The organism is Streptomyces sp. NPDC054834, from assembly GCF_053611185.1.
Genome location: NZ_JBSGZV010000016.1, coordinates 204,143 through 209,605, shown reverse-complemented (window position 1 = coordinate 209,605; position 5,463 = coordinate 204,143). Strand labels below are relative to the sequence as shown.

Annotated in this window: 6 protein-coding genes and 1 pseudogene; 2 read left to right on the top strand and 5 right to left on the bottom strand. The window is 71.5% G+C overall.

Going from position 1 to position 5,463, the window contains the following annotated elements; all coding sequences use genetic code 11:
- Positions 1-246: 246 nt before the first annotated feature.
- The 5 genes and pseudogenes from ACWGJM_RS22895 to ACWGJM_RS22875 form a co-directional block, all read right to left on the bottom strand.
- Positions 247-531, bottom strand: coding sequence for a methylmalonyl-CoA mutase family protein (locus ACWGJM_RS22895; protein ID WP_453413532.1), 285 nt, complete (start codon positions 529-531; stop codon positions 247-249).
- Positions 511-939: pseudogene (locus ACWGJM_RS22890) on the bottom strand (methylmalonyl-CoA mutase family protein); the annotation flags it as partial. The gene ACWGJM_RS22895 and the pseudogene ACWGJM_RS22890, both read right to left, overlap by 21 nt.
- A 33-nt stretch (positions 940-972) precedes the next feature.
- Positions 973-2,124: a cytochrome P450 gene (locus ACWGJM_RS22885; RefSeq protein WP_453413524.1), complete on the bottom strand. Its 1,152-nt coding sequence runs from the start codon at positions 2,122-2,124 to the stop codon at positions 973-975.
- A gap of 128 nt (positions 2,125-2,252) precedes the next feature.
- Positions 2,253-2,807, bottom strand: coding sequence for a telomere-protecting terminal protein Tpg (gene tpg / locus ACWGJM_RS22880; protein WP_453413523.1), 555 nt, complete (start codon positions 2,805-2,807; stop codon positions 2,253-2,255).
- A 73-nt stretch (positions 2,808-2,880) separates the two neighbouring features.
- Positions 2,881-3,660, bottom strand: a complete 780-nt coding sequence (locus ACWGJM_RS22875; protein ID WP_453413522.1) for a TetR/AcrR family transcriptional regulator — start codon at positions 3,658-3,660, stop codon at positions 2,881-2,883.
- Positions 3,661-3,763: 103 nt separating this feature from the next.
- Between ACWGJM_RS22875 and ACWGJM_RS22870 the strand changes: the two genes are divergently transcribed.
- Both ACWGJM_RS22870 and ACWGJM_RS22865 read left to right on the top strand, forming a co-directional pair.
- Positions 3,764-4,831, top strand: coding sequence for an alpha/beta fold hydrolase (locus ACWGJM_RS22870; RefSeq protein ID WP_453413521.1), 1,068 nt, complete (start codon positions 3,764-3,766; stop codon positions 4,829-4,831).
- Between the two features lie 276 nt (positions 4,832-5,107).
- On the top strand, positions 5,108-5,463 hold a 356-nt coding region (locus tag ACWGJM_RS22865), incomplete at its 3' end, for a hypothetical protein (RefSeq protein ID WP_453413520.1).

Here is a 5,463-nt window from a genome sequence, read left to right as displayed (position 1 = left end):
TCTCCGACGTGAACCGGTCACCCGTGAGCTGCATACCGTCACCCGAGTCCCCGGCGAACCGGATGACCACCCGGTCCAGACGGCGGATCTCCTTGAAGGGCGGTGTCGCCGTTCCGGGTGCGGGCGGCGCGGTGGTTTCCACAGACATACGTGTATCGGCTCCTGTCGGTCCGGCGGCGGACAGCCCCTTTGTCTCCATGCGGTGCGGGGCAGGTCGTACACCTGGCCGGAGGCTAGTCAGAGGCGTTAAAAAGGCGCTTGCGCCGTCGTGGGCGTACCGCGCAGCGTGTCGCTCACCTCGCCGATCGTGGCCCCTGCGGCCAGCGCCTCCTTCATCGGGTACAGGACGTTGTCCTGACCCGCGGCGGCCAGGCGCACCGCGGCCAGCAGCGCGGCGACCCGTTCACCGCACCGCCAGGCGCGCAGTTTGGCGAGGCGCTCGGCCTGCCGGGCGGCGGCGACGGGATCCGCGCGCGGGGACCGACGCCCGCGGGGAGGCGGGAGCGTCGGGACGGTGGCTCGGCGGGGCAGCTCCGTCCGGCAGTAGGCGAGGAGGTCCCCGGCCGGCCGCGTTGGCGGCCGGGACGCGAGGACGTACGTGGTGCCCGTCAGCCGGTCGGCCGCCACGCCCTGTTCCTCGGCCACGACCTGGTAGAGGAGCAGCAGCGCGGCCGTCCGGGCGCCGATCGTCATCGACGCCGGCACCCGGTCCAGGGGAATCCCGGCGAACAGCACGCGCATGTCGTCGACCGAGTCCACCGCCACGCCCGCCCGGCCGACCTCGCCGTGCGCGAGCGGCGCGTCGGAGTCGTGGCCCAGGCGGGTGGGCAGGTCGAAGACGACGGTCAGGCCCGTGGCGCCGCCGGCCAGCAGCCGCCGGTAGCGCGCGTTGGACTCGACCGCCGTACCGAAGGACACCGTCGTCCCGAGCTGGTCCATCGCGCCACGGTGGGGGCGGGGACTAAAGAAAGCCTAGTTTCGCAGGACGACCGGCAGGGTGTTGAGTTTGCTGCCCATGGTGCCGCCGATGTCGGTCTGGCGGAGTTCGGGGAACGGGACGTCGAGGCGGGCGTCGGGGTAGGTGTCGGTGAGCACCTCGGTGAGGGCGCGCATCTGGAACAGCGCGAGCTGCGCGCCGACGCAGTAGTGCGCGCCCGCGCCGAACACCAGGTCCGGGCCGGTGCGGCGGTCGGGGTCGACGGTGATGCCGAAGAGGTCGACCAGTACGGGGGTCCGCGCGGGCAGTGTGACCCCGGCCAGCTCCACCTCCGCCGAGGTGAAGCGCCACAACGTGAACGGGGCCGGCGGGTGGCGGCGCAGCACGTCCTGGACGAACCCGTCGAGCGCCTTGCGGTCGCTGCCGGGGACCCCGTGTTCGAGCAGGTTGGCGACCAGGTAGCCCAGGGAGGCGTCCATGGTCGGCTGGCCGGCGAAGATGATCAGGAAGATGAAGTAGCGCAGGTCTTCCACGGTGGTGTCGGCGGGCAGCCGGTCCCGCAGTTCGGCGGCGACCCCGTCGCCCGCGCTCAGTGCCGCGTCGGCCAGTTCGGCGAAGGCCGCCATGGCCGCGCCGAGCGCGTTGGGATCGGGGTTGAACATGTCCCGGCACGCGGTCATCGCCTGGTCGACGTGCTTGGCGGGCACGCCGAGCACCTCGCACACCACCGCCACCGGGAAGCGGGTGTTGAAGTCGACGGTGAGGTCGACGGGACGGCCCGCGGGCACCGACCCGGCGAGTTCCGCGAGCAGTTCGCGGGCGATGGCGACCATCCGGTCGTAGTAGCGGCTGATGCCGCGCGCCGAGAACATCGGCGCGTGCGCCTTGCGCAGCTGTGCGTGCTCCTGGCCGTCGAGCGTGGTCAAAGAGGTCTGCTCGGCGGCGGGCCGCTCGAGGCCGGCCATCCGCCGGTCCCAGTCCACCGGTGCCATGGCCGGGTCCTTGACGAAGCGCTGGTCCGTCAGCACCTGCCTGGCGAGCTCTTCCTCGGTGACGATCCAGACCGGGCCGCCCGCGGGTGCGTCCACCCGCACCAGTGGACCGGCCGCCCGTAACTCGGCGTGCGCCTGCTTGTGTTCGGTGATGCCCCGTTCGGTGGGGACGAACGGGGTGATCGCGTCGGACATGGAACCTCCGGAATAGCGTCGGAAGCGAACACCTCTGATCATGCTTGCCCACGGATGTCCGTCGCTGGCGTTTGGCGAAGCCCGTTCGGGCGTGTCCGGCAGCCTGCGGTCGCGGAGCCAGGCAGGCCCTAGAAGCCCAGCTCCAGTTGCTCGATGTCGGTGAACTCCACCGACAGGCCCCGGGCGCGGCGGCCCGCGTCGCGGAAGTACAGCTCGCCCAGGCCCTCGGCCAGGATGTCGCGCAGCTGGCGCTCGGTGGCGCCGGCCTCCTGCGCGGCGAACAGGCGGGCCGCGTACTCGGGGGGCAGCGCCTGGTTGATGTGGCGGATGCGCGGGTCGTCGGTGGTGCCGGGCGCGGCTGTGAAGCCGAAGCGGGCCCGGGTCGACACGAAGATGCCGCCCGTGGCGGCGGCCTGCTGCCGGGCCCGTTCCCGGACGCGCGGCTGCCACCGCCTGCGGGCCTCGGCCATGAGCCGGTCGGCGAGGTCCCGGCGGGGGCGCTTCAGCTGGCCCTTGACGTAGCGCTCGACCGTGCGCTGCGAGATGCCCAGCAGCTCGGCCACCGGCCTGGTGCCCTTCAGCTGCCGTACCAGGAAACGCATCTGGGCCTGCGCCGACTTCGGCAGCGGGCGGGTGAAGTGCTCGGCGGCGGCCTCGTCGAGAGTGTCCCCGATATCGACCATCGTGCCGTCCCGTTCTCCGTCGCGCCGTGTCGCCGTGCCGCGTCGCCTGCCTGCCTGCCTGCCGTCGCAGACGTTACCGCCCGGTGCCGGCCGACGGCGCAGGTGGGGCCGCGGCCCGGTCGATCAGCAGCTGGACGCCGTCGAGGACGCGGTCGAGGGCGAAGTCGAGCGGGTCGATCGGGGCGGGGGCGAAGTAGCCGTCGGCGATGGCCCGGGTCAGGGCCGGGAAACGGTCGGCGTGGCGGTCGAGGAGTTCGGCGGTGAGGCGGGCGAACTCGCGGCTGTGCTCCGCGTCGAAGTCGACGAGCTGCTGGGCGAGGTTGCGGACCAGGCCGGCCAGGAGCAGGAAGACCTGGTGGAGTTCGGCCGCCGACAGGCCGGTCGGGGCCAGGGCGCCGAGGATCGCGTCCAGCCAGCCGAGCTGGTGGGGGCCCATGACCTGGCGGCGCATCGCGGTGGCGGCCAGCAGCCAGGGGTGGGCCTCGTAGACCTGCCAGGAGCGGCGGGTCCACTCCTTGGTGGCCGCCCGCCAGTCGCCGGCCAGACCCGACAGGTCCGGCGGGGTGGCGAGCACGGACTCGACCATCAGCTCCACCAGTTCGGTCTTGCCCGGCACATAGCGGTACAGCGCCATCGCCGACACCCCGAACTCGGCGGCGACCTTGTTCATCGACGCGGCGTCCAGCCCCTCGGCGTCGGCGAGCTTCACGGCCGCTGCGGCGATGCGCTGCGGCGACAGGCTCGGCTTGGGCCCCCGGGTGGGCTGGTCCTGTTCGCCCCACAGCAGGGCGATCCCGGCCCACACATCGCGCGGCTTGTCCCGGTCCGTGCTCTTCGCGGTGCCCCTCGGCATGACGGTCCTCTCGGTCGGCAGGCGGAGCCGGTTGACTCCCGACTCCAACTGTATATACCTTAAACACAACTGCTGACGACATAAACAGTTTAGGGGGTACGTCATGCTCGCCACCGTCCTCACCGCCTCGGCCGCCACCCTGGTCGCCGCTCCCGCCGCCGGCCTGCTGGGCTACCGGCAGCTCAAGCGCACGGCCAACGCGAGGCGTCTCGCCATCACCACGCCGAACGGCATCGACGAGTCCGGGTACGTCCGCATCGGTGGCATCGACCAGTGGATCTCCGTGCGCGGCGAGGATCGCGACAACCCGGTCGTCCTCGAGATCCACGGCGGCCCCGGCGCCTCCAACCAGATCTTCATCCCGCGCACCCGCGCCTGGGAGCGGCACTTCACGATCGTGCGCTGGGACATGCGGGGCTCCGGCCTGACCTTCGCCCAGGGCGGCCCGGACGGGCAGGGCGAGATGAGCCTCGAGCGGTACTACCGGGACGCCCTGGAGGTCACCGAGCACGTGCGCGCCCGCCTCGGCGTCGGCAAGGTCCTGCTGCTCGCCAACTCCTTCGGTACGGTCACCGGCCTGCGCCTGGCCCGCAACCACCCCGAGCTGTACTCGGCCTACGTCGGCACCGACCAGAACGTCATCGCGGGCGGGCGGGAGCGGGAGGCGTACGACGCGCTGCTCGGCCGGCTTCAGAAGGCGGGCAAGCGCAAGGAGTACGCCGCCGTCGCCGCGACGGGGGCGGACCGGAGGGCGTGGAGCACCGAGCAGTGGTCGGAGTTCAACAAGCTGGTCATCACGACCGACCCGCTCAGCTACGACACGATGAAGACCGTGGTGATCCGCTCGCTGTGGTTCTCACCCCTGCACACGCTGCGCGGGCTGCGCACCTACCTGAAGGGCATGAGTTTCACCGAGCAGCTGGGCCCGCAGGCCATGACGGTCGACGAGCGGGCCGACGGCACCGAGTTCCGGCTGCCGTTCTTCCTCTTCCAGGGTGACCGCGACGCCCTCACCCCGCCGGAGCCGGCCCGGCGCTTCTTCGAGGACGTCACGGCGCCGGTCAAGGACTTCGCCCTGATCGAGGACGCCAGTCACTTCGCGGCCTTCCGGCACCCGGACCGGTTCCTCGCGCTGATGCTGGGCAAGGTGCGGCCGGTTCTTGGCAAATGATTCCCGCTCGCCCTGGCTTCCTTTCCGAGGAGTTGCCAAGTTTTGCCAGAGGGGCTCGACTTATGCCACGAGAGCTTGTCTTTGCAGGTCAGAGCCCCTTCACCGGAGCCGTTCCGGGACCGTCCCGGCGGGCTGTCCAGCGTTCTGAGGCGCTTCTGACGCCCATGTCGAGCGTATCTCCATCAGTTCCCCAGTGAGCCACGAGAGTTCGTTGCCAACCTTCTAGGCAAGAGGTTGCCAAGCAACGAACACGAAGTTGTCACCGAGGAGCCAGCCATGAACCGCATCGCCGCCCGGATCGCCGCCACCGCCGCCGCCGTCGCCGCCACCGCCTTCGCCACCGCCGGTGTCGGCAGCGCCGCCACGCAGGCCATCGGCTGGCCCACGACGGCGAAGTCGGTCACCGCCTCGGACTCCATCGGCTGGCCGACCGCCACCGCCGTCACCGCCTCGGCCGAGGGCACGGACGACATCGGCTGGCCCACCGTCACCACCGTCTCCGCCAAGTCCACCGACGACATCGGCTGGCCCACCGTCACCACCGCCTCCGCCAAGTCCACCGACGACATCGGCTGGCCCACCGCCACCACCGCCTCCGCCAAGTCCACCGACGACATCGGCTGGCCCACCGC